The organism is Actinopolymorpha cephalotaxi (assembly GCF_013408535.1).
Taxonomy (GTDB): Bacteria; Actinomycetota; Actinomycetes; order Propionibacteriales; family Actinopolymorphaceae; genus Actinopolymorpha; species Actinopolymorpha cephalotaxi.
On sequence record NZ_JACBZA010000001.1, the window covers coordinates 5,049,905 to 5,068,210 of the forward strand.

An 18,306-nucleotide genomic window follows, 5' to 3' on the forward strand; every position below is an offset into this window, starting at 1 on the left:
CGGGCCAGGATTCGCCGGACAGCGACAACGCTTCGATGCTGTTAGGCTCGCGCCGCAGCGCTGCCCAGGAGTCGAGAAAAAAGGTCGGAGTCAACCGATGGACAACGTCCTGCAAGCTGTCTTGCAACTGACTCTCGGACTCGTCGGCATCGTCGGAGTGGTGCTTCTCCTGGACCGCATCGAGGACAATCTCGTCCGCGGCGAACAGCCCGGCGCCAGACGTGCGGAAGCACGGAGCTGGTGGCGGAAGGTGAAGCGTACCGGCGCGAAGGTCCCCGAGGCAGTGGTTCCGGCCACCGTCCCCGTGGCCGGCGCGGAAGGCCTCGACATGACGACGCGTCAGCCCTAGTTACCGGGTTTGATCCGCAAGCACCTGGACATCCCAGGGCTGTAATCCGTCAAGCTGCGGGTTACGGCCCTGGGATGTCTAGCTTCCGACCGCATCGGCCTTTCGTTCCGGCGAAGCCCCTCGGTCCACTCGGCCGGATTCGCCGGCCGCCGCCAGGTCCGCACCCGGACCGAACCGCTCGGCGGCCGCAGGTGGTTCCACGGTCTCGGCCGGCTCCGGAGTGACGGTCGCCACAGGTGGTCCGGCGAGCCGGGGTACCACCCGGTGCACCGTGGCGAGGACCAGCGCCATCGCCAGGCAGGACGCTCCCGCCACCCCCATCGCGCCTCCCGCGTAGGCGAGGACCAGCCGGCTCCGGCCCACCTCGACCGGCGGGGTGAGCGAACCCTGGTCGGCCAGCGCGACGAGAAGCACCGCCCCCACCAGCGCGGCGCCGCCCACCAGCGCCAGCCAGCCCACCATCCGCGGGTGCGGGTCGCTCGGCGCACCGGTGGTCCGCGACCGCTGGGCGAGGACGAGCACCATCGCGACGGCCGACGCCCAGGCGCCGACGATCAACAGCGCGGCCAGTGCGTCGCTCGGACGGTGCCAGCCGGCGGACAGCGTGGCGACCCCGGTGAGCGTCGCGTAGCACGCGCCGAGGACCGCGACCGTCGCGCGCAACCGCGCCGGCACGACCATGACGGCGGCGAACGCGACCGACGCCGCCACGGTCATGTGCCCGCTCGGCAGGCTGTTCGGCGCCCCGATGTTGGTGCCGGGGATGCCGAGGTCCGGCCGGGAGATGACGTGGTCCTTGAGGACCTGGGTGGTGAGGTTGGCGCCGGCCACGAGCACCGTCGCCGCCACGGCGAGCAGGACCCGCCGCCGGGCGAGCGCGATGAACCCCAGCACGACGGTCGCCGCCACCAGCGAGGCCAGCGAGACCGCGTCCAGTACGCCACCCACCAGGTGCTCCGCCGAGGCCCGGCCGAACCCCGTGCCGCGCAGCACGGTCGCGTCCACGACCTGGCCGTGCGGAGTACGGACGAAGATCCACCAGACGAGGGCGACCGCGGCGGTCTGCGCGACCGTCAGTGCCAGCAACCAGGTGGCCAGCAAACCGCGTACCAGACTCCGCATCCGGTCACCGTAGTCGCAGTGCGCCGTCCGCGCTGAAGGTCACCACCCGGCCATGCGATTAGGGTCTGTCCTGCGGTGGTCGGGCGGCGACGTCGGAGGGGGCGGTGGGCCTGATGAGCAGTCCTGACGTGGGTGGGCGAGGTCGCGGCACCGGGCCCCGGGTCGCCGTGGTCGGAGCCGGGATCGTCGGCCTGAGTACGGCGTACGCGCTGACCGAGCTCGGCGTCCGGCCCGACGTCTACGAGGTGGGCGTGCCGGGCAACGGTCAGTCGACCGGCCAGTCCCGGCTGTTCCGCCACTCCCACGAGGATCCGCGGCTGATCGCCTGGGCGCGGGAGAGCCGGGCGGTCTGGCGTACCTGGCAGGACCGGCTCGGCGTCGAGCTGGTCTCCGAGGACGGCGCGGTGAGCATCGGGCCGGACGCCGGGCAACGGCTCGCGCTGCTGCGGCAGGCGGGGGTGCCCGCCCGGATGGTCGACGCGGACGAGCTCGCGAAGCTGCTGCCCCTGGTCCGGGGCCGCCGCTCCGGGGACCCGGCGCCGGCAATGCTGGACGAGACGGCCGGGGCGATCCGTACCCAGGCCGCGATCCGGGCGCTGGCCGCCGCCGTCGACGGGGAGATCATCGGCGACGACGTCCTGTCGGTGCACACCGCCGGGACCGGCGCCCCGACCGGCAGGGCGCAGGTGCGCTCGGTGAGCCGGCGCGCCGATTACGACACGGTGGTGGTCTGCGCCGGCCGGGGCACGCCCGCCCTCGCCCGTGGCGCCGGGCTGACGTTGCCGGTCGAGTTCGGTGCACATGCCCGGGTGACCTTCGCGGTACGCGGCGAGCCACCGGCGAGGCTGGCCTGCCTCCAGGACAACAGCGGGGAGTTCACCGCGGGCAGTGTCTACGCGGCCGCGCTGCCCGGCGGTCGTGCGTACGCCCTGGGGGCCAGCGGGCACGTGGCCGCCCGGGCGGACGGCAGTGTGGTCGACCCCGACGGCCTGGCCGGACTCGCCGACGGCGCCACGGCTTACGTACGCGCGGCGCTGCCCGGACTCGACCCCGACCCGGTGGGCCACGTGCACTGCTGGACCACCGAACTGCCCTGGAGCTCCGACGGTGTCGCGGTCTGGCAGGCCGGGCCCGGCGGCGGCCGGGGCGGGCAGGTGCTGTTCGTGGCCGGCAACAACCTCTTCAAGCACGCTCCCGCGCTGGGGCGCGCCCTGGCCCGGGCCGCCGTCGGCGAGGAACTCGCCGCGGACCTGCGTCCGGAGGCACGGCTCGGATCCGCCCCCAGGGCTTGAACACGGCCAGGACGAACGCGAACCCCACCAGGAGAGGCGACACGATCGGCGGGTAGATCATGTCCTGCGGAGGTATGCCCGGCTGTCCCGCCGCCAGCAGCCGGCCGTACTCCGCCGACTCGGCGACCGTGGGCCGCAGCGCGACCAGGACGAGTCCGGTGAGCAGGAGATTCAGGGCGAGCTTCACCGCGACCCACCAGTACCTCAGCAGGCCGTACCTCGTGCCGAGTCCCAGCCAGATCCCGCTCGTCAGGCACATCAGGCCGGTCACCAGCAGCGGCCACACGGTGAACAGCCGCAACGCCTGGTAGCACAGCGCGACGGTGTGACGGTCGTCGGACAGAACCGCGGTGAACACCACCACGGCCATCACCACGTCGATGCCGAGCCAGGTCCCGGCGGCGGCGACGTGGACGAGCAGCACTCCCTTACGTGCCCGCCCTGAGAGGGATGGCACGCGACCGGAGCGGCGGGGCACGCGGCCCGGTTCCGTGGCGGTCGTCAACTCCATCCGGTCATCCTCGCCCGGCGGGGCGGGCCGGATCGTCCGCCCGGGAGCCGATTCGCTCCTACGCCGAGCCGCGTACGCGGCCGGGCGGGCGGCGGTCCGTTGGTAGGGTCGACGCGGCAGCCGCCCGGGCGCCGCAGGACCCACCGTGAGGGGAGCCAGATGGCCCACGAGATCGAGATGCCGGAGTTCGTCCGCGCGCAGGAGGCGGGCCACCTCACCGTGGACGTCCGCGAGCCGGAGGAGTACACCGCCGGGCACGTTCCCGGAGCGCGGCTGATCCCGCTGGGCACCCTCCCCCAGCACACCGCGAGCCTGCCGAAGGACCAGCCGATCTACGTGATCTGCGCGAGCGGGCACCGCAGCCTGGCCGGCGCCGACGTCCTCACCCGGGCCGGGCTGGAGGCGCACTCCGTCGCCGGCGGCACCCTCGGATGGATGCGTGCGGGCAATCCCGTGGTGACCGGGGACTCACCGACCTGACCCGACCGGTTTCCGCGGCCCCGACAGGGGGATCGAGAAGCCCGCGACGATGATCCGGCGGATGACGATCGTGGCCACCGCCAGCAGGATCGCCGCCCAGGTGTGGGCGAGGGACAGCCGCAGCAGCCCCGCCGCCACCAGGAACTCCAGCAGCACCGACAGCGCCGTCCTGATCCCGGCGCCGAACACCAGCGCGGCCGATGCGGCCACCAGGCCGAGGACGACGACCAGGATGACCGCGCCGCGGATGATCTCCGCGTACGTGTCAGCCATCCCCGGCGGGTCCCTGGCCTCCCGGGCCGCCCAGGGCGCCGGGCCCCGGCCCGAGCCCGGGTCGCCGCCCCGACTCCGCGAGCGCCGCCCGCTCCCGTTCGATCTCCTTGCCGAGGATGTAGTTCAGGCCGGTACGGATGGCCGCGATCGCCGCCAGCTGGCCGATCTGGGCGAACGTCGGTGAGACAGCCGTACGCAGCACGTCGCCGGCGAGCTGGAACTCCAGCCCCAGCGTGAGGTAGCGGCCCAGGAACAGCCGTACCGCGTTGAAGTCCTCCTCGCCGCGCCGGCGAAGGGCGGTGGTGACGAACCGGACGAACGCGAACGCCGCGCCGACGAAGATGATCAGAGCTCCCGCCGCCTCGACGAGCCGCACCAGAAGGCTGACGACCTCCCGGAGAAACTCCTCCGACAGCAGATCGAACATGCCCTGGGTGTTACCCGGCCGAATCGGCGCTCATCCGCGGGCCCGGTCCGAGCCGATCCGCGATGAGTTCTCACCGAACGGGAAGTCTGTACGACGGAAAGGCCGGCTCTGCGAGGAAGGCATCGACGTGACACCAGTGGCCGACGTACAGCAGCAGGTCCAGCGAGCCGTCGACGAGGCGGTCCGGTCGGGCAGGGAACAGGGCGTGCAGGTCGCGGCGTACCTGCACGGTGAGCAGATCGTCGACGCGGTGGCCGGCCTGGCCGACCCGGCGACCGGGCGGCCGGTCACCTCCGGGACCGTCTTCTACGCCTACTCCGCCGGCAAGGGCGCCACCGCGACCGTCGCCCACGTGCTTGCCGAGCAGGGCGTGCTCGACTACGACCTGCGGCTGGCCGACGTGTGGCCGGAGTTCGGCGTACACGGGAAGGACGGCGCGACCCTGCGGCACGTCCTCACCCACACCGTGGGGGTTCCCGCCATCCCGTCCGACACCACGCCGGAGGACGTGTGCGACTGGGACCGGATGTGCGCCCGGATCGCGGCCGCCGAGCCCTGGTGGGAGCCGGGAGCGAAGACCGCCTACCACGCCTACACGTTCGGCTACCTGGTCGGCGAGGTCGTGCGCCGGGTCACCGGCCGGCCGATCTCGCGGGTGCTCGCGGAGGACGTGGCCGGGCCGCTCGGCGTGGCCGGCGAGCTGTACTTCGGGATGCCGGTGTCCGAGCACGGCCGGCTCGCCCGGCTGGAGGACGCCGAGGGCAGTGCGGAGTTCATGGCCGCGCTGCCGGACGACTCGCCGTTCTTCGCGCTGTCGCCCCGCGACCTGACGCCGACCGCGGAGTTCGGCAACCGCACCGACATCCTGGCCGCCGACATTCCGGCCGGGGCGAAGCTGACGGCGCGCGCGACGGCCCGGATGTACGCCGCGCTGCTCGGGCCGGTGGACGGCGTCCGCCTGGTGTCACCGGAGCGGCTGAAGGAGCTGTCCGCGGTCTCCTTCACCGGCGACGACCAGGTGATGGGAATGCCGTCGCGCTGGGCGCTGGGCTACTCGGTCGGCCGGATCGGCGCCGATCAGGAGCAGACGTCCGGCACGTTCGGCATGGGCGGCGCTGGCGGCACGTACGCGTTCGGCGACACCTCGACGGGGCTGGCGTTCGCCCTCACCAAGAACCGCCTGACGTCGGACTTCGACACCGCCGAGCGCATCGCCACCCTCGTCGCCGACGCGGTGTAGATCGGCGCCGTCAGTTCCCGCGGCGCTCGCGGGCAAGTGCCAGCACCGCGCGTTCCCACTCCTCCGCGCACACGGTCAGCGCGCAGTCGTACGGGCAACTCCGGGTCGGTACGTCCACCACCGACGTGGAGGGCATGGACGGCGTGGACGGTGACGTCGGCCGGAGCGGCTCGCGGCACACCGGGCACACGTCCGCCCCTTCGGGCGTCGGCGTGGACCCGGCGGGTGCCGGTCCGGAGCTCATGCGGCCAGGATAGGCCCGGCCGCGCGACGCCAGCACGGCCGCGACCCGTGGCGACCTGCTGGCGATGGCGAACGTCGGCCCGGCCGTGGTGGGTTACCTCGCCCGGCTGGGGATCACCGAACCCGGGCAGCTCGTCGGCAGGGACCCGTTCGAGCTGTACGACACGTTGTGCGTACGCGACGGCAGGCGGTACGACCCGTGCCTGCTGGACACGTTCATGTCCGTCGTCGACCAGGCCGGCGGCGGCCCGCGCCGGCCGTGGTGGGAGTACACCGCCGAACGCAAACGCGCCCTCGGCTGAGTCACCCGCGCTCACGCCCGGGTGACGGGCCCGTCGTCGGGCGCGGTCGGGTCGGCTTTCAGGGCGAGGTCCACGGCCGCCCGCACGTGGATGCGGGTCGAGTCGAACACCGGCACCGGGCTGTCGGAATCGTCGACCAGCAAGGTGATCTCGGTGCAGCCCAGGATCAGCGCCTGCGCACCGCGTTCGGCCAGCCCGGCCATCACCTTCTGGTACGCCACCCGCGACGCCGGCTCGATTCTGTTCTGGGTCAGCTCCTGGTAGATGACGTCGTGCACGAGTGTGCGCTCCGGCTCGTCCGGCACGATCACCTCGATCCCGTGGCGGCGCATCCGTTCGCTGTAGAAGGGGTGTTCCATGGTGTAGCGGGTCGCGAGCAACCCCACCGTGCGGAGTCCCGCCGCGGCGATCCGGTCGGCGGTGGCGTCCACGATGTGCAGGAACGGCACCCCGATCGCCGCGGTGATCCGGTCCGCCACGAGGTGCATCGTGTTCGTGCACAGCACCACGACGTCCGCACCCGCCCGCTCCAGGGTGACCGCGGCCTGTGCCAGCCGGGCGCCGGCGGCGTCCCACGCCCCGGCACGTTGCATGGCCTCGATCTCGGCGAAGTCGACGGTGAGCAGCAGACTCGGCGCGCAGTGGTGCCCGCCGAGCCGGGCCCGGGTCTCCTCGTTGAGCAGCCGGTAGTACTCCGCCGAACTCTCCCAGCTCATGCCGCCGATCAGCCCTATGGTGCGCATCAACGCCCCTTCCTCCGACTGGTGATCCTGGAGCTTTTGGTGTGCGTGGTGTTCCTGGTGTTCACAGTGTTTCTGGTGTCCACAGTGACGTAGCGGGCGAGGTGGTCGTCGACGATGCCGGTCGCGGTCTTCGCCGGCATGCCAGCGGGGTCGGTGAGCAGGTGCAGCAGGAGGCCGTCCACCATCACCGTGGTCGCCGCCGCGGCACGGGCGGGTACGAGACCGGCGTGGGCCTGACCCCGGTCGACGGCCAGCTGGAACGCCGCCGCACACATCGCCCGCAGGTCCGCCATCATCGTCTGCTGCACCTGGGCGAGGTCGGGAGAGACGGCCGCCCTGGCGGCGAACGCGAGATAGACCCTCGCCTCGGCCCGGCGGCGGTCGTCCAGCGGCAGGAACTCCAGCAGTGCGCGGCGCAGGACAGGACCGACCTGGCGGTCGCCCTGCCCGGCACCGCGGGTCCGGTCGGGCCCGCCGGCCGCGCCCGGCCCGGAACCCTCGATCTGCCGGATCCGGCCCAGTATCTGCTCGCAGACGTGCTCGAACGCCATCTGCAGCATCTCGTCCTTGCTCCGGCAGTAGTACTGCACCGTGCCGATGGACACCCCCGCGCCGGCCGCGACCTCGCGGATCGTCGCCTGGTCCAGCCCACGCTCGGCGATGATCTCCATCAGCGCGGCCAGCACCCGGGGGCGCGCGCCACCGCGGTCCCGGGTGCCGGCGGCATCGCGGCCACTCGTCGGCGTCATGAAATCCATGGTACATCCGTATAGTACGAGCGTATGGTGGAGGCATGCCGAGCGCCAAGCCGACCGACACCGACCGGACGCCCGCACCCCGGCGGCCGCACTCCGCACCACCCCGGAGCCTGGACCCCTCACCTCCACCGCCCGTGCCGCCGACGAGTCGCGACACCTTGCCGGCCGTGGTCGCGGGCCTGGTCTGCTGGATCGTCGTCAACGCGAACCTGCTCGCCCTCGCGGGCCGGCACCTTCCGCTCCGCGCGTCCAGCCTCGCCGACCCACCCACCGTCGCCACCATCCTGCGTACCAACGCGATGTACGTGGAGATCCTCGTCTTGATGGTGGTCGTCCGGCTGCTCACCAGGCACCGGCACGGAGCCGAACTGGTGGCGAGCCGGGCACCCACACGCGAGGTGGCGAAGCGCGAGACCCAACTGGTGCTGACGTACGGCGTCGCGGCGATGGTCGGCGGCTACCTGCTCGGCAGGGCGTTCGGCTGGCACGCGTTCGGCTTCCACCTCGACGGCATGGTGATCCGCACCGGTCAGCCGGTGACGCCCGCCGAGGCGGTCGTCTGGGCGGCGTACAACCTGCTGGCGTACGCCGTGCTGCCGTTGGCGTTCTTCCGCCGGCGCTACTCCGCCGAGCGGCTGAACCTGCGGTCGGTCGACCGGCGCGGCGACCTGCTGGTGGTCGTGGTCGTGCTCCTGCTCGAGTCCGCGGTGCAGTTGCTGGTCACCCCGGACTCCATCCTCGGACTGGCACCCCGGCAGGCACTGCTCGGTGCGCCGCTGACGTTCGCGCTGTCGTTCGCCGGAACGGTGCTGCCCACCATGGTGTTCGTCTTCTGCGTCCTGACGCCGCGCTACCTCAGGTTGACAGGCTCGATCCCGGCAACGGTGCTGCTCGGCGGACTGACGTACGCCCTGCTGCACTTCTTCGACGGGTGGACGACCTTCGCCTCCCCAGCGGACGCGTTGATCTCGGTGTTCTACCTGGTGCTCTTCTACACCGGGCCGGGGATGTTCAAGACCTACCTCACCCTGCGGACCGCGAACGCCTGGACCCACGTGTGGGCTTACCACGCGATCGCGCCGCACACACTGGTGGACACCCCGATGTTCGTCCGGATCTTCGGTATCCGCGGCTGAGCGGCATTCGCCCGCGCCGGGTTGCCTCGCTCGCTCGAAGTAGTTTATGGTTCCTAAAGTACTTCGAGCTGGAGGAGACCCATGACCGAGCACAGCTCCACCCCTGGCCCCAGCCCGTCCGACGCCCACTCGGCCCTGGCCGACGCGTCCCGGGCAGGCAGCCGGACCCGTGCGGCGGGGCGCTGGTGGCCGGGATATCTGTTACTGGTGGGCGTTTTGGCGTTCGCGCTGATCGTGGCGATCGAAGCGCTCTTCCCGGACGGCTTCGCGCGGTACGTCGCGTCCGGGGCATGGGCGGTCGCGATGGGCCTGCTGGCCTGGTGGGCGGACTCCCACGACGTCCAGCCACGCGGAGCGGGCCGCCGGCTGCTGGTGGCCACCGCGATCTGGTTCGGGGGTTACCTGTTCGTGCTCGGCCCGATCGTGCGCTGGCGGGCCGACGACTCACTGGGCTGGTGGGCCCTGGCCGCCCTCGTCCTGGCGGTGCCGTTCCCGGCTCTCGCGGCCCTCGAGCGGAGGCGCTCGTGAGCCACCCGCGTCACCAACTGGACGCCGTCATTCACAACCCGACGCGGTTCTCGATCATGGCGGCGCTGCTGCCCGCGGACAGGGTGGAGTTCCGCTTCGTCCGCGACACGGTGGAGATCACCGACTCCGTCCTCTCCCAGCACGTGACGACGCTGGAGGAGGCCGGCTACGTCAAGGTCACCAAGGGACAGGTCGGCCGGCGGCCGCGAACCTGGTTGGCGGCGACCAGGGCAGGGCGAACGGCGTTCGCCAAACACCTGGACGTGCTCAACCAACTGGCCGCCGGACCGTCAACCGGAGATTGACAGCACACCCGGCAGCGCCGACAGCACCCGGGACTCAACCATCTGTGCGGTTCTGGTTTCGGCGCGCGCCCACCACGCCGGGCGGGTAAGGGTCGTCCCTGGTCGCCTCGGCGTGCTCGGCTTCGGCGTCGATGAGGAGTTTGCTGGAGTCGTCGAGGGGTTCGTAGCCGAGTTCGGTACGCGCGTTCTCCAGGTCGTACCGCATGGGAGTGTTGGCCGAGACGCCGTAGTAGATGCCGAAGCGTACGTCGGCGGTCAGCGTGGCGTTGATCAGCCGGCCGAGGTCCGGGATGCTCAGCCACATCCGCAGCCAGCCCTCGTTGTCGAGCATCTGGTGCTCACCGGTGAACCAACCGATCCGCAGGCAGATCACCGACAGGTCGGTGTTCTCGGCGTAGTAGCGGCCCATCGCCTCGCCGAGGGCCTTGGTCACGCCGTACAACGAGTCCGGCGCGATCGGGCCCTGCGGACCCACCGGCCACTCGCCCCGCTCGTCGAGCATCCCCGTCACGTGGTTGGTGCTGGCGAACACGAGGCGGCGCACACCGGCCTGCCGGGACGCCTCGAAGACGTTGTAGAGGCCGTCGACGTTCGGCGCCTTGAGGTCCCACCAGGTGGCCGACGGGGAGGGGTTGCCACCGAGGTGGATCACCGCGTCGCACCTCTCGACCGCCTGCCGCATCGCGGCGAAGTCGGCGAGGTCTGCCTCGAGGATCTCCTCGTTCGGCTTCGGCTCGCACGCGCTCAGATCGCGGTCGGTCAGCCGGAGGCGGTACTGCGACAGCGCCGAGCGCAACGTCGTGCCGATCCGTCCGGCCGCGCCGGTGATGAGCACCAGGGGAGCCTCGGTCATGGGGTACGCCTTCCGTCTTCGCCGTCGGTATGCCGTGCCGATGCTAGTGGGCGGCCGGGGCAGTCGCCCGACGCGACCGAGCGCGGCACCCCCCAGCGGTGCCGCGCTCGGTCAGCAGACCGATGATCAGCGGCTCAGCGCTGGCCGCCCTGGCGCAGGTGCTCCCACGGCCCGGTGATCGCGAGCACGTGCCCCGGCGACTGGATGTTGGCGAACAGCACCCGCCCGTCGGGCGAGAAGTTCGGCCCGGTGAACTCGCTGCCGTTCAGGTCGTTGCGTGCCAGCGGGTACGAACGGCCCGACCTGGTGACGCCGACCAGGTGCTGGATCCCCTCGCCGTCCTCGGCCAGGATCACCCCGCCGTACGGCGAGACCGTGATGTTGTCCGGACCGTCGTAGTTGCCGTCGGTGTCCGGGTCGGGGTTGACGCCGAAGATCACCTTCAGCGTCACGGTCTGGGACTCGGGGTCGTAGAACCACACCTGACCGTCGTGCGGCCTGACGCTCCCGTCCTCGGTGCGGGCGAAGCTGGCCACGAAGTAGGCGCCACCCTTGTCCCACCAGGCGCCTTCCAGCTTGTGGCTGCGGGTCACCTGGTCGTCGGTGAACTGCTTGCGTACGGAGGTGGTGCGGGCGTCACGGTCGGGCACCTCGACCCACCGCACCTTGTACGTCGTGCCCGGTCGGGTCGCCTCGGACAGGTCGGCCACGTGCCGCCCGCCGTAGTAGCAGTTCATCGCCTCCAGCGTCCCGGCGGTGTCGCCGCCGTCGGCGAGCGCCAGTTTCCGCAGCGCGCCCTTGCCGCCCTTGAACCCCTTCGGCGGGGTCCAGCGGTAGTACAGGCCGTTCGGGCCGCCGGCGTCCTCGGTCTCGTAGATGGCGGACGTGTGCGGGTCCACCGCCACCGCCTCGTGGGCGTACCGGCCGAGGAACTTCAACGGCACCGGGTCCATGTTGGCCTGCTGGTCGAACGCGTCGACCTCGAAGACGTACCCGTGGTCCTTCTGCAGGGCGCCGCCCGCCCGCGCCTCGGTCTCCTCACAGGTCAGCCAGGTGTTCCACGGCGTGAGGCCGCCGGCGCAGTTGTTGTGCGTGCCGGCCACGCTGACGTACTCACGCAGCCGGTTGCCGTCGTGGTCGACCTCGATGTTGGTGGTGCCGCCGCCGGCTCCGGGGTCGTAGGTGAGACCGGGCAGCGCGGGGACGCGGAACGGTTCGGACCCGCCGACCTCGTGGTTGTTGACCAGCGTGGCGCCGGTCGGGCTGCGGAAGTTCGCCGTGCCGTCGGGGTCGCTCGGCGTCGGCTCGCCGGTCACCAGCGTCGTCTTGCCGGTCTCCGCGACGATCTTGTAGCTGAAGCCCTTGGGCAGCGCGAGGATGCCGGCAGGGTCGGGAACGAGCGGCCCGTAGCCGACCTGCGATCCGGCGTCGGCCAGTGCCGCACGCGGACCGGCAACCGTGTCGATGCTGCCGGCGAACGCGAGGCCCATCGCCGTCACACCGCTGCGGGCCAGGAGGTCACGTCGAGAAAGCGAGGTCATGCACATCACCCTTCGAATCAGGCCTTCGGGATCGACCTGTACGTACGAACGAACCGATGAACAGGTCCACCGAAGCGCGTACGTACGAGCACGTGGACAGGAACTGATGGCCGGCGGGCGAACGACGGGCGAACATCCGCCGGTGCACACCCGTTCGGCAACTGGCCAACGGGTCAACGGTTGGCAAGGTCGGGTCAGTGGGATGGTTCGAGCTGGGAGTCCCGGCAGGTCCTCGGCGCGTTGACCGGGTTGCACCTCACCGGAACAGCTCCGGGCAGTTGGGCCACGTAGTCGCTGTCGTAGCGGGCGGCCATGCCGACCGCCGGGAAGTCGGTGGAGATGACCTGGGCCCCGCTGGGAAGCGCCGCCTCGATCAGGCTGAAGTCCTCCTCGCGTACGGTCGTCAACGAGTAGTCGGAGCGCGTACGAACGAAGTAGCCGCGGCGCACCAGGTCCTGGATCTCGTCGAAAAGCTGGATCACCTCGTCCCGGCCGCGGTAGGCGGCGTTCGGCTGACCGGGGGAGGCATTGACGAACGCGATCCGGCCCTCCAGGTTGGGGTGGCCGTTGTCGGTGTAGGGCGAGGTGTTGCCGACGTTGTTGAAGACGAACATCACCTGGCCGCGCGCCTGCTCGAGAGTGGGCCAGCCGACCGTCGTGACCGACTCGTTCAGCGTCATGCCGGGCCGGCGTACGTCGTCGGGGGTGACCATGTCGTCCTCGCCGAACACCGACCGGATCTCGCCGTCCATCGCGTCCAGGGCGGTCGCGTCCCACGGCGGCACCACCACGCCGCCGCGCTCGGCGAACACGCGGTCGCTTCCCTTCAGCTCCAGCATGATCGTGATGGGTACGTGTTCGGGGTGCGCGTCCGACCACGCCTTCACCTGCCGCAGGCAGCTGACGAACCGCACGCAGGTGGTGTTGTAGTCGCCGTCGGCGATGTGGAACACCTTGATGCCGGGCTCGGACCAGGCGGGATCGGTCAGCGGTCCGAGGCCCGCGTCGCGCCGCACCATCGGGTAGCGGTAGAGCCCGCCGTCGGGGTCGGGGCGCAGGTCGAGCTCGATACCTCGGACGTTCTGCTGCTCGAACTGGTCGGCCAGGGACGCGTGGCTGTAGCCGATGCCGTTCTGGTAGGCGCCCGGGGTGCCGACGATCGCGTCGTAGGCCGCCTGCTCGGCCGGGCTGGTCTCCCGCTTGTAGGAGTTGTGCGTGTTGATGGTCTGGATCTCGTTCAGGTTCACCCGGTTGTCGGCGGGTCCGCGTGCGGTCTGTGCGGCCTCCCGCGGCTGCGCACCCGCGGGTGTCACCGCCGCGGACAGCACGCACGCCGCCGCGGTCATCATCGTCGCCGCGGTCGCGGCACGTTTCCATCGGCCGGCCCTGCCCACGTCGGGTCCTCTCGCTCGGACGGCCTCACCGTCTCGGCCCGGAACTCCCCTGCTGCTTGGCAGGTGAGTCTGCGACCAAGATCATTACTTGGCAAGGCGTAGGGCAAGAAAACGCCAAGTCTCCGGCGTGCGTACGGCAGACGGCGACCGGATCAGGCCTCGGGCGGGACCTTGGGCAGGACCTTGGGTGGGGCCTCGACGAAGACGAGCTGCTCCGGCGGCACGGTCAGCGTCAGCCGCTGACGGCGAGACTCCACAAGTGCGGCGAAGGAGGTCGCCTGACCGGCGGGGACGGTGAAGAGCTTGTCGTCCTGGGCTTTCAGGAAGGTCGCGAACCCGGCGAGGTCGACTCCGCTCGTATCCTCGGAAAGGAAGTAGTCGACCAACCGCCGGAACAACTTCGGCAGGATGACCAGCTGGTTCTGCAGTTGGTCCTGCGACTTCAGCTCGAATCCCGTCAGGGCGGAGTCGTGCTCCCACACGCCCTTCTTGGCGGCACGCGCGGCGACGGAGACGGTGGCGAGTTCCTCCCGCAGGTCTGCGTACAGCTTCGAGTAGAACGTGGGGTACGCCCAGCCCGCGCCGAGCAGCTGATGGTTGACCGACCGGCGGAGTTCGGGAACCTCCAGGTAGACCGGGTCCTTCGTTCCCCCTGCGCGCATGCCCGCGAACGCGAACGACACCGCCCGGCCGTACTTGTCGACGAAGCCGGTGAGGATGTAGCCGGGCCGGGTCTTCGGCGTCGCGGCGCTCACACGGTGGCGTTCGTCCCACTGGACGTCGGTGAACCCGAGCAGGTCGAGAAGCGCGTTCGCCGCACCGTCGCCGAGTTCGGGTTGCTGGTGCCACGAATGCGGCTTGTAGTGGGTCTCCAGCGCGTCGATCGCGTCCAGGCGCAGGTGGATGGCGCCGACAGGAGTCACCCTGGGCCTGAGGCCGGCGGCCGCGAACGCGCCCGGGTCGTCGGGGACGAAGCAAACGGTGTCGCCGTCGGGCGAGAACCCGACGATCTGGTACGTGCCGGAAATGGCGGTCAGCGGCATGATCAGAACCTCCTGCCTCGGGACGGGCGGGGGGCTCTGCTTCCTTGATAGCAGGCCGGTGGCGGCTCGGGCGAACGCTCGCCGCCGGGATCCAGCTGATCGGATCAGGCCTCGAGGAAGACGATCTGCTCGGGGGCCTCGGTCAGCGTCAGCCGCTGCCGCCGCCGCTCCACCAGGGTGGCGAACGACGTCGCCTGACCGGCCGGAACGGTGAAGATCCGGTCGTCCCGCGCTTCGAGGAACGCCGGGAAGCCCGCGAGGTCGACGCTGTTCGGCTCGTCCAGGGTGAGGTAGTCGGCCAACCGGCGGAACAGCTTCGGCATGATGACGAGCTGGTTCTGCAGCTGGTCACGTGACTTCAGCCCGAAGCCGGTCAGGGTGGAGTCGTGCCGCCACACGCCCTTTCTCGCGGCGCGGGCGGCGACGGAAACCTCCGCGAGCTCCTCGCGCAGGTCGACGTACAGCAGCGAGTAGAAGGTGGGATACACCCAACCCGCGCTGAGCAGCTGGTGGTTGACCGACCGGCGAAGCTCGGGGACCTCCAGGTAGACCGAGCCGCTCGCGCCTCCGCGCCGCCTGCCCGCGTAGGCGAACGACACCGCCCGGCCGTACTTGTCGGCGAACCGGCTGAGGATGTAGCCGGGCCGGGTCTCCGGCGTCGCGGCGGTCACGATGCCGCGGTCGTTCCGCTGGACGTCGCTGAAGCCGAGCAGGTCCAGCAGGGCGGTCGCCGCGCCGTCACCGAGGTTGGCCGGCTGGCGCCACGGATGCGGCGCGCTCCGCGGGGTGTAGTGGGTCTCCAGGGCGTCGATCGCGTCCAGGCGCAGTTGGGCTGCGCCGGAGGAGTTCGTACGAGCCTTGATCCCGGCGTTGGCGAACGCGTCCGGGTCGTCGGGGCGGAAGCGCACGGAGTCACCGTCCGGGGATGCCCCGATCACCTGGAACGTTCCGGGAATGGCGGCGAGTGGCATCGTCGGACCCTCCTGGTTTCACGGTTGCCGGCGGGTTCTTCCTTGATAGCAGCAGCGACGCCCGCCCGGGCGGACAATCGCCTGATCCGCGGAAGCTAACGTACGAACGTGGTCCCGGCCCCGCGACGTCACCTGTGCGTCCTTCTTCCCGCCCCCGCCGCGAAACCGGTGGAGGTGCTCCGCCGGCGATGGGACCCGCTGATGGCCGCCCGCGCGCCCGCCCACGTGACGGTCACCTATCCGGAGGAGACCGGCGACGACGAACTGCTGCTGCGGCGAGCCGCGCGGGTCGCCGCGGACACACCCCGCTTCCGGCTGGGACTGGCCGCCGTGTTCGCCGAGGACGGCGGGCACGGCGGGGTGTTCCTCTCCGTCGAGGACGTCGACGGCGGCTGGGCTCGGCTACGGCGCCACCTGCTGGCACCGCCGTTCCGGCCCGTCGGCTTCCCGCCGCACGTCACCGTCGCGCATCCGCGGACCGCCCCGGACGGTCCGGCGTGCCTGGCCGCACTGGCCGGCCGGCGGCGCGGCGACGGCCTGGGCGTCGGCGTCGGCGTACGCGAGTTCGACGTGGCCGAGGTCTGCCACACCGAGACGACCGCCACGTCGTTCACCCTGCTGCGACGGTTCCCGCTCGGCGGCCGACCGTAGGCATCGGGCTCAGGGCGTGTCCTAGGGTGGCGCGCATGATCGATGCGGAACACCTCGGTACGGCCTTCGGCCACCTGGGCCTGCGCCCCGGACACCACGTACTGGTGCACTCGTCGCTGTCGTCGATGGGCCACGTCGACGGTGGGGCCGCGACGGTCGTACGCGCGCTGCTCGACACGGTGGGTCCGGAAGGGACGGTGCTGGCGCCGACGCTCACCGGGAGCGAGCACGTCGGCCCGCATGCGGAGGTGGTGTTCGACCTCGCGGGGACGCCGTCGTCGACCGGGGTGATCCCCGAGACCGTACGCACCTGGGACGGCGCCGTCCGGTCCGCGCACCCGACGCATTCGGTGGCGGCCATCGGCGCGGCGGCCCGGCGGCTGACCGAGGGCCACGAGGACTGCGTCACCCCGTGCGGACCGGGTTCGCCGTACGCGCGACTCGCGGCCGACCCGGCCGGAATGATCCTGCTGCTCGGCTGCGACCACGAGTCCAACACGACGCTGCACCACGTGGAGGAGGTCGCCGGGTCCGACTACCACCTGCAGCCGGCGCCGGTCCGCGCGGTGCTGACGCTGCCGGGCCGCACCGAGCGGCGGGACTACTGGGTCCACCGGTACGGCACCCCCCGGAACTTCGGCGCGATCGAACCCCTGCTGGTGCAGCGCGGTCTCCAGTCGACCGGTCCCGTCGGCGCGGCGACCGCCCGGCTGATGCCCGCGAGCGGCCTGGTGTCGCTCGGCGTCGAGGTGCTCCGCGCCGCACCGCGCTACTTCGTCCGGACGGCTGCGGGCAGCTAGGGCTCCAGGATCTGGGGTACTGTCGGGGCTCGGAGTCGACGACATCCACTTCGAGGTGCCTACCGCGCCTGTCGCCAAGGGGCCGGATGTCGTATCTGTCCGGCAGTGTTCCGGCGAAGATCACGTTCACCGTGCATGTCCGCAGACGCACGCACCCCTCGGGGGGATCCGGTGCGGTCGGCGATCCGACAAGGATCAGATCCGATCCGCGATCCGGTAAGGCGCCCCATCCGTCCCAGGTCAGGAAGTGCGCGCATGTCGTCCGAGTATGCGAACCTCACCCGCCGGGTCCGCGAGGCCGGCCTACTCGCTCCGCGTTCGCGCCACTACGCCGTCCGCATCACGGCGGCGGCGCTGATGCTCGCCGCGTCCGGTGCCGCGTTCGTCTGGCTGGGTGACTCCTGGTGGCAGATCCTGCTGGCGGCCGTGGTCGCCGTGATCTTCGCCCAGGTCGCGTTCGTCACCCACGACATCGGGCACCGGCAGGTGTTCACCTCCAAGCGGGCCGCACGCCGTGCCGGAATCCTGCTCGGCAACCTCGGTGTCGGGCTGAGCTACGGCTGGTGGATCGGCAAGCACACCCGCCACCATGCCAACCCCAACCACGTCGACGAGGACCCCGACGTCAGCGTCGGCGGGATCGCGTGGAGTCCCGAACAGGCCGCCGAACGACGCGGCTTCCTCGCCCGGACCCTCACCGGCTGGCAGGCGTACCTCTTCTTCCCCATGCTCCTGCTGGAAGGCCTTGGCCTGTACGTGTCCGGGGTCCGTGCGCTGTGGCGTCGCGACGTCAAGGAGCGTGCCCTGGAAAGCGTCCTGCTCGCCGTGCACACCGTCGCCTGCATGTCGGCGCTCTTCCTCGTTCTCTCGCCGGGCAAGGCGCTGGTCTTCCTCGCGGTCAACCAAGGACTGTTCGGTTTTTACATGGGCTGCTCGTTCGCCCCCAACCACAAGGGCATGCCGCTGGTGGAGGAGAAGAAGCTCGACTTCCTCCGCAAGCAGGTGCTCACGTCCCGAAACGTCCACGGAGGATGGTTCGTCGACCGCGCCCTGGGCGGGCTGAACTACCAGATCGAGCACCACCTGTTCCCGACCATGCCGATGACGAACCTGTCCCGTGCGCAACCGCTGGTCCAGGCGTTCTGCGAGGAGCACGGCATTCGCTACCACAAGACGGGACTGATCCGCTCCTACGGCGAGGCGCTGGCCTACCTCCACAGTGTCGGGGCCGGACTCCGGGGCTCCCGGCGCGCGGCGGTGCCCGCCCGGGTGTCCCGGCAGCCCAACTGACCGGCCACCGGAAGGGGTCGGTGCGGCATTGGTTCCCCTTCCGGTAGTTCCCGC

General features: G+C 71.1%; 23 protein-coding genes. 11 read left to right on the plus strand and 12 right to left on the minus strand.

What is annotated here, in order from left to right; translation table 11 throughout:
• Positions 1 to 97: 97 nt before the first annotated feature.
• A complete protein-coding gene (locus FHR37_RS22330) occupies positions 98 to 349 on the plus strand; it encodes a hypothetical protein (protein WP_092882233.1) in 252 nt (83 codons plus the stop codon).
• Positions 350 to 427: 78 nt separating this feature from the next.
• Here the strand turns inward: FHR37_RS22330 and FHR37_RS22335 are convergent, their stop codons facing one another.
• Positions 428 to 1,471, minus strand: a complete 1,044-nt coding sequence (locus FHR37_RS22335) for a phosphatase PAP2 family protein (protein ID WP_092882232.1) — start codon at positions 1,469 to 1,471, stop codon at positions 428 to 430.
• Positions 1,472 to 1,584: 113 nt separating this feature from the next.
• On the opposite strand from FHR37_RS22335, the gene FHR37_RS22340 reads away from it, so the two are divergent.
• The gene (locus tag FHR37_RS22340) at positions 1,585 to 2,763 is read left to right on the plus strand and encodes an NAD(P)/FAD-dependent oxidoreductase (RefSeq protein ID WP_175542404.1); all 1,179 of its coding nucleotides are present in this window, start codon (positions 1,585 to 1,587) and stop codon (positions 2,761 to 2,763) included.
• Here the strand turns inward: FHR37_RS22340 and FHR37_RS22345 are convergent.
• On the minus strand, positions 2,654 to 3,274 hold the full coding sequence (locus tag FHR37_RS22345) for a hypothetical protein (protein ID WP_202884552.1): 621 nt from the start codon (positions 3,272 to 3,274) through the stop codon (positions 2,654 to 2,656). The genes FHR37_RS22340 and FHR37_RS22345 overlap by 110 nt on opposite strands.
• Positions 3,275 to 3,433: 159 nt before the next feature.
• Between FHR37_RS22345 and FHR37_RS22350 the strand changes: the two genes are divergently transcribed.
• Complete coding sequence (locus FHR37_RS22350; RefSeq protein WP_092882230.1) at positions 3,434 to 3,754, plus strand: rhodanese-like domain-containing protein; 321 nt, start codon at positions 3,434 to 3,436, stop codon at positions 3,752 to 3,754.
• Here the strand turns inward: FHR37_RS22350 and FHR37_RS22355 are convergent.
• Positions 3,743 to 4,027 carry a hypothetical protein gene (locus FHR37_RS22355; protein WP_092882229.1) on the minus strand — a complete coding sequence of 95 codons (285 nt, stop codon included), beginning with the start codon at positions 4,025 to 4,027 and terminating at the stop codon, positions 3,743 to 3,745. The two genes, FHR37_RS22350 and FHR37_RS22355, sit on opposite strands and share 12 nt — an antisense overlap.
• Positions 4,020 to 4,454, minus strand: a complete 435-nt coding sequence (locus tag FHR37_RS22360; RefSeq protein ID WP_092882228.1) for a DUF1622 domain-containing protein — start codon at positions 4,452 to 4,454, stop codon at positions 4,020 to 4,022. Before FHR37_RS22360 ends, FHR37_RS22355 begins: the two co-directional genes overlap by 8 nt.
• A gap of 127 nt (positions 4,455 to 4,581) precedes the next feature.
• Here FHR37_RS22360 and FHR37_RS22365 point away from each other — a divergent pair, with 127 nt between their 5' ends.
• Positions 4,582 to 5,694: a serine hydrolase domain-containing protein gene (locus FHR37_RS22365; RefSeq protein WP_237768650.1), complete on the plus strand. Its 1,113-nt coding sequence runs from the start codon at positions 4,582 to 4,584 to the stop codon at positions 5,692 to 5,694.
• 10 nt (positions 5,695 to 5,704) lie between these two features.
• On the opposite strand, the gene FHR37_RS22370 is transcribed toward FHR37_RS22365, so the two are convergent.
• On the minus strand, positions 5,705 to 5,938 hold the full coding sequence (locus FHR37_RS22370; protein WP_139238858.1) for a hypothetical protein: 234 nt from the start codon (positions 5,936 to 5,938) through the stop codon (positions 5,705 to 5,707).
• A gap of 64 nt (positions 5,939 to 6,002) precedes the next feature.
• Here FHR37_RS22370 and FHR37_RS22375 point away from each other — a divergent pair, with 64 nt between their 5' ends.
• Positions 6,003 to 6,239: a helix-hairpin-helix domain-containing protein gene (locus FHR37_RS22375; RefSeq protein ID WP_092882226.1), complete on the plus strand. Its 237-nt coding sequence runs from the start codon at positions 6,003 to 6,005 to the stop codon at positions 6,237 to 6,239.
• 11 nt (positions 6,240 to 6,250) lie between these two features.
• Here FHR37_RS22375 and FHR37_RS22380 read toward each other — a convergent pair whose 3' ends face one another.
• Together FHR37_RS22380 and FHR37_RS22385 are read right to left on the minus strand one after the other, a co-directional pair.
• On the minus strand, positions 6,251 to 6,982 hold the full coding sequence (locus tag FHR37_RS22380; protein ID WP_092882225.1) for an aspartate/glutamate racemase family protein: 732 nt from the start codon (positions 6,980 to 6,982) through the stop codon (positions 6,251 to 6,253).
• On the minus strand, positions 6,982 to 7,731 hold the full coding sequence (locus FHR37_RS22385; RefSeq protein WP_092882224.1) for a TetR/AcrR family transcriptional regulator: 750 nt from the start codon (positions 7,729 to 7,731) through the stop codon (positions 6,982 to 6,984). The genes FHR37_RS22380 and FHR37_RS22385 overlap by 1 nt, the downstream gene beginning before the upstream one ends.
• 44 nt (positions 7,732 to 7,775) lie before the next feature.
• Between FHR37_RS22385 and FHR37_RS22390 the strand changes: the two genes are divergently transcribed.
• The 3 genes from FHR37_RS22390 to FHR37_RS22400 all read left to right on the plus strand — a co-directional run bounded on the left by FHR37_RS22390 (position 7,776) and on the right by FHR37_RS22400 (position 9,709).
• Positions 7,776 to 8,876, plus strand: coding sequence for a hypothetical protein (locus FHR37_RS22390; protein WP_202817955.1), 1,101 nt, complete (start codon positions 7,776 to 7,778; stop codon positions 8,874 to 8,876).
• 81 nt (positions 8,877 to 8,957) lie between these two features.
• Complete coding sequence (locus tag FHR37_RS22395; protein ID WP_092882223.1) at positions 8,958 to 9,404, plus strand: hypothetical protein; 447 nt, start codon at positions 8,958 to 8,960, stop codon at positions 9,402 to 9,404.
• Positions 9,401 to 9,709, plus strand: coding sequence for a winged helix-turn-helix domain-containing protein (locus FHR37_RS22400; RefSeq protein WP_092882222.1), 309 nt, complete (start codon positions 9,401 to 9,403; stop codon positions 9,707 to 9,709). Before FHR37_RS22395 ends, FHR37_RS22400 begins: the two co-directional genes overlap by 4 nt.
• Before the next feature lie 34 nt (positions 9,710 to 9,743).
• On the opposite strand, the gene FHR37_RS22405 is transcribed toward FHR37_RS22400, so the two are convergent.
• The 5 genes from FHR37_RS22405 to FHR37_RS22425 all read right to left on the minus strand — a co-directional run bounded on the left by FHR37_RS22405 (position 9,744) and on the right by FHR37_RS22425 (position 15,511).
• Positions 9,744 to 10,562, minus strand: a complete 819-nt coding sequence (locus FHR37_RS22405) for an NAD-dependent epimerase/dehydratase family protein (RefSeq protein WP_092882221.1) — start codon at positions 10,560 to 10,562, stop codon at positions 9,744 to 9,746.
• A gap of 134 nt (positions 10,563 to 10,696) precedes the next feature.
• Complete coding sequence (locus FHR37_RS22410; RefSeq protein WP_202817954.1) at positions 10,697 to 12,103, minus strand: alkaline phosphatase PhoX; 1,407 nt, start codon at positions 12,101 to 12,103, stop codon at positions 10,697 to 10,699.
• A gap of 194 nt (positions 12,104 to 12,297) precedes the next feature.
• A complete protein-coding gene (locus tag FHR37_RS22415) occupies positions 12,298 to 13,497 on the minus strand; it encodes a phosphatidylinositol-specific phospholipase C1-like protein (protein ID WP_237768649.1) in 1,200 nt (399 codons plus the stop codon).
• A gap of 152 nt (positions 13,498 to 13,649) precedes the next feature.
• Positions 13,650 to 14,540, minus strand: a complete 891-nt coding sequence (locus FHR37_RS22420; protein WP_092882219.1) for a thermonuclease family protein — start codon at positions 14,538 to 14,540, stop codon at positions 13,650 to 13,652.
• A 104-nt stretch (positions 14,541 to 14,644) separates the two neighbouring features.
• Complete coding sequence (locus tag FHR37_RS22425) at positions 14,645 to 15,511, minus strand: nuclease (RefSeq protein ID WP_092882218.1); 867 nt, start codon at positions 15,509 to 15,511, stop codon at positions 14,645 to 14,647.
• Between the two features lie 108 nt (positions 15,512 to 15,619).
• On the opposite strand from FHR37_RS22425, the gene FHR37_RS22430 reads away from it, so the two are divergent.
• The 3 genes from FHR37_RS22430 (at position 15,620) to FHR37_RS22440 (ending at position 18,252) form a co-directional block, all read left to right on the plus strand.
• Entirely contained in the window at positions 15,620 to 16,162 is a 543-nt protein-coding gene (locus tag FHR37_RS22430) for a 2'-5' RNA ligase family protein (protein ID WP_092882217.1), read from the plus strand.
• A 35-nt stretch (positions 16,163 to 16,197) separates the two neighbouring features.
• Complete coding sequence (locus tag FHR37_RS22435) at positions 16,198 to 16,962, plus strand: AAC(3) family N-acetyltransferase (protein ID WP_139238857.1); 765 nt, start codon at positions 16,198 to 16,200, stop codon at positions 16,960 to 16,962.
• A gap of 255 nt (positions 16,963 to 17,217) precedes the next feature.
• Complete coding sequence (locus FHR37_RS22440; protein ID WP_092882215.1) at positions 17,218 to 18,252, plus strand: fatty acid desaturase family protein; 1,035 nt, start codon at positions 17,218 to 17,220, stop codon at positions 18,250 to 18,252.
• Positions 18,253 to 18,306 lie beyond the last annotated feature (54 nt).

Excerpts from the sequence above, each read along its gene's own strand:
- FHR37_RS22425 (WP_092882218.1), bottom strand. The coding sequence starts at position 15,511 with ATGCCACTCGCCGCCATTCCCGGAACGTTCCAGGTGATCGGGGCATCC.
- FHR37_RS22440 (WP_092882215.1), top strand. The coding sequence starts at position 17,218 with ATGTCGTCCGAGTATGCGAACCTCACCCGCCGGGTCCGCGAGGCCGGC.
- FHR37_RS22435 (WP_139238857.1), top strand. The coding sequence starts at position 16,198 with ATGATCGATGCGGAACACCTCGGTACGGCCTTCGGCCACCTGGGCCTG.
- FHR37_RS22390 (WP_202817955.1), top strand. The coding sequence starts at position 7,776 with ATGCCGAGCGCCAAGCCGACCGACACCGACCGGACGCCCGCACCCCGG.
- FHR37_RS22340 (WP_175542404.1), top strand. The coding sequence starts at position 1,585 with ATGAGCAGTCCTGACGTGGGTGGGCGAGGTCGCGGCACCGGGCCCCGG.
- FHR37_RS22395 (WP_092882223.1), top strand. The coding sequence starts at position 8,958 with ATGACCGAGCACAGCTCCACCCCTGGCCCCAGCCCGTCCGACGCCCAC.
- FHR37_RS22330 (WP_092882233.1), top strand. The coding sequence starts at position 98 with ATGGACAACGTCCTGCAAGCTGTCTTGCAACTGACTCTCGGACTCGTC.
- FHR37_RS22385 (WP_092882224.1), bottom strand. The coding sequence starts at position 7,731 with ATGACGCCGACGAGTGGCCGCGATGCCGCCGGCACCCGGGACCGCGGT.
- FHR37_RS22355 (WP_092882229.1), bottom strand. The coding sequence starts at position 4,027 with ATGGCTGACACGTACGCGGAGATCATCCGCGGCGCGGTCATCCTGGTC.
- FHR37_RS22360 (WP_092882228.1), bottom strand. The coding sequence starts at position 4,454 with ATGTTCGATCTGCTGTCGGAGGAGTTTCTCCGGGAGGTCGTCAGCCTT.
- FHR37_RS22420 (WP_092882219.1), bottom strand. The coding sequence starts at position 14,540 with ATGCCGCTGACCGCCATTTCCGGCACGTACCAGATCGTCGGGTTCTCG.
- FHR37_RS22370 (WP_139238858.1), bottom strand. The coding sequence starts at position 5,938 with ATGAGCTCCGGACCGGCACCCGCCGGGTCCACGCCGACGCCCGAAGGG.
- FHR37_RS22380 (WP_092882225.1), bottom strand. The coding sequence starts at position 6,982 with ATGCGCACCATAGGGCTGATCGGCGGCATGAGCTGGGAGAGTTCGGCG.
- FHR37_RS22405 (WP_092882221.1), bottom strand. The coding sequence starts at position 10,562 with ATGACCGAGGCTCCCCTGGTGCTCATCACCGGCGCGGCCGGACGGATC.
- FHR37_RS22350 (WP_092882230.1), top strand. The coding sequence starts at position 3,434 with ATGGCCCACGAGATCGAGATGCCGGAGTTCGTCCGCGCGCAGGAGGCG.
- FHR37_RS22335 (WP_092882232.1), bottom strand. The coding sequence starts at position 1,471 with ATGCGGAGTCTGGTACGCGGTTTGCTGGCCACCTGGTTGCTGGCACTG.
- FHR37_RS22410 (WP_202817954.1), bottom strand. The coding sequence starts at position 12,103 with ATGACCTCGCTTTCTCGACGTGACCTCCTGGCCCGCAGCGGTGTGACG.
- FHR37_RS22345 (WP_202884552.1), bottom strand. The coding sequence starts at position 3,274 with ATGGAGTTGACGACCGCCACGGAACCGGGCCGCGTGCCCCGCCGCTCC.
- FHR37_RS22375 (WP_092882226.1), top strand. The coding sequence starts at position 6,003 with ATGGCGAACGTCGGCCCGGCCGTGGTGGGTTACCTCGCCCGGCTGGGG.